Consider the following 2,008-nt stretch of genomic DNA (forward strand, 5'->3'; position numbering starts at 1 on the left):
CCCGCCGCCCCGCGCGGCGCGGCCGCCCCGCCACCCGGGACGGGGCCGCGCAGGAGCCCCGCGCGCCGACCGGGAGGTGCCATGGGCGACGACGTGCCCGTCGACGTGGAGGCGGCCGGCACGGGCCCCGTGAACGGCGCCATGGGCGGCGCCGAGGCGTTCCGCGAGCCCGTGCGGCGGGCGCGGGACCGGCGGCGCCGAGGCCCCGGGCCGCGCCCGCCCGGCCGCGCCGGAGGGCCGGCCGCCGGGGCGGCCGGCCGGGATCACAGCGGACCGTCGTCGCGCCGGAGCCACCACAGCGCGAACCGGAGCACCGCGCACCCGGTGCGCACCAGGGCCACCGACAGCCGGAAGAGTTCGGCGCGCCGTTCGCGTGGCGGGCCGCCCCATGGATCGCTCATCTGGTACCACCTCCCCGGGACGCTGCGGTGGGTGCGGCGGACCGGCGGCCCGCCGCACCGGCGCGGCCGGAGCGTCCCTCGTGTTCCCCCAGGTACGGGCCGTGGTCGGCACCATCGGTGCACCCGTCCGCACTCAGGGTAATCGTACACCAGTTCGAACGAAGGGGCCAGGGGCGGCACCGCGCCCGCCCCGGGCGGGGCGGGCACGCACCGGGTCACCCCTTCACGCACACCACCTGGCGCAGGTGCGCGACGACCTGCACCAGGTCGGTCTGGGCCTCGATGACCGCCGACAGGTCCTTGTAGGCGGCCGGGATCTCGTCGATCACCCCGGCGTCCTTGCGGCACTCCACGCCCTTGGTCTGCTCCACCAGGTCGGCCTCGGTGAACGTCTTCCGCGCCTTGTTCCGGCTCATCCGCCGCCCGGCGCCGTGCGACGCCGAGTTGAACGACGCCTCGTTGCCCAGCCCGCGCACGATGTAGGTGCCGGTGGCCATGGAGCCCGGGATGATGCCGAGGTCGCCGGCGCCCGCCCGGATCGCCCCCTTGCGGGTGACCAGCACGTCGACCCCGTCGTAGACCTCCTCGGCCACGTAGTTGTGGTGGCAGGAGATCCACTCCTCGGCCCGCACGCGGGGCAGCAGCCGCCGCACCGCGCCCAGCGCCAGCCCCATCATGACGTCGCGGTTGCGCCGCGCGTAGTCCTGCGCCCAGAAGAGGTCGCGCCGGTAGGCGTCCATCTCCGGGGTGCCCGAGACGAACACGGCGAGGTCGCGGTCGGGCAGGTCGCTGTTGTGCGGCAGCCGGCGCGCCTGCTCGATGTGGTACTCGGCCAGTTCCTTGCCGATGTTGCGCGACCCCGAGTGCAGCACGATCCACACCGCCCCGGCGTCGTCCAGGCAGACCTCCAGGAAGTGGTTGCCGCCGCCGAGCGTGCCGATCTGGTTGGCCGCGCGCTGCCGACGCGGCCGCACCGGCCGGGCGAGGCGGTCGAAACCGGCCCAGAACGCGTCCCAGTCGGCCGTGCGCAGGCCGTGCACCCGCCGCGGGTCGACCGGGGTGGTGTGCGCGTGGAAGCCCACGGGCACGGCCGCCTCCAGCGCCGAGCGGACCGGGCCGAGGTCGTCGGGCAGGTCCTCGGCGGTGAGCGAGGTGCGCACCGCGGTCATGCCGCAGCCGATGTCGACGCCGACGGCGGCGGGGGAGACGGCGTCGCGCATGGCGATCACCGACCCGACCGTGGCGCCCTTGCCGTAGTGGACGTCCGGCATGACCGCCAGCCCGTGCACCCAGGGCAGCCGGGTGACGTTGCGGAGCTGGTCCATGGCCGCGGACTCGACGGTGTCGGGGTCGGCCCACATGCGGATGGGGACGCGCGCCCCCGGAGCCTCGGTGTACGGCATCAGGGTGACCTCCCTTTCCGGGCGGGGTGGCGGATGGCACGGCGCCCTGGCGCCGTGCGTCCCCTATGACGCCAGACCCGCCGCCCCGTGGCAAACCCTTTTCCACCGGACCGCGCCCCGAACCCGTCCGGGCGCCGCCGCGCCCACCCGCCGCGACCCGCCGCGACCCGCCCGCGCGGCGCGCGGGCGCGGGCACCGGCGGGG

Annotated in this window: 2 protein-coding genes; both read right to left on the bottom strand. The window is 76.5% G+C overall.

Features of this window, described 5'->3' with window-relative positions; all coding sequences use genetic code 11:
* Positions 1-263 precede the first annotated feature (263 nt).
* On the bottom strand, positions 264-401 hold the full coding sequence (locus NT8_RS29675; RefSeq protein ID WP_157516009.1) for a hypothetical protein: 138 nt from the start codon (positions 399-401) through the stop codon (positions 264-266).
* Between the two features lie 215 nt (positions 402-616).
* Complete coding sequence (locus NT8_RS27970) at positions 617-1,804, bottom strand: RtcB family protein (protein ID WP_067976065.1); 1,188 nt, start codon at positions 1,802-1,804, stop codon at positions 617-619.
* Positions 1,805-2,008: the final 204 nt, after the last annotated feature.

This window comes from Nocardiopsis trehalosi NBRC 14201, assembly GCF_001552555.1.
Classification (GTDB): domain Bacteria; phylum Actinomycetota; class Actinomycetes; order Streptosporangiales; family Streptosporangiaceae; genus Nocardiopsis_B; species Nocardiopsis_B trehalosi.

Bases quoted from the DNA above. Each gene is read 5' to 3' on its own strand.
- NT8_RS27970 (WP_067976065.1), bottom strand. From the start codon at position 1,804: ATGCCGTACACCGAGGCTCCGGGGGCGCGCGTCCCCATCCGCATGTGG.
- NT8_RS29675 (WP_157516009.1), bottom strand. From the start codon at position 401: ATGAGCGATCCATGGGGCGGCCCGCCACGCGAACGGCGCGCCGAACTC.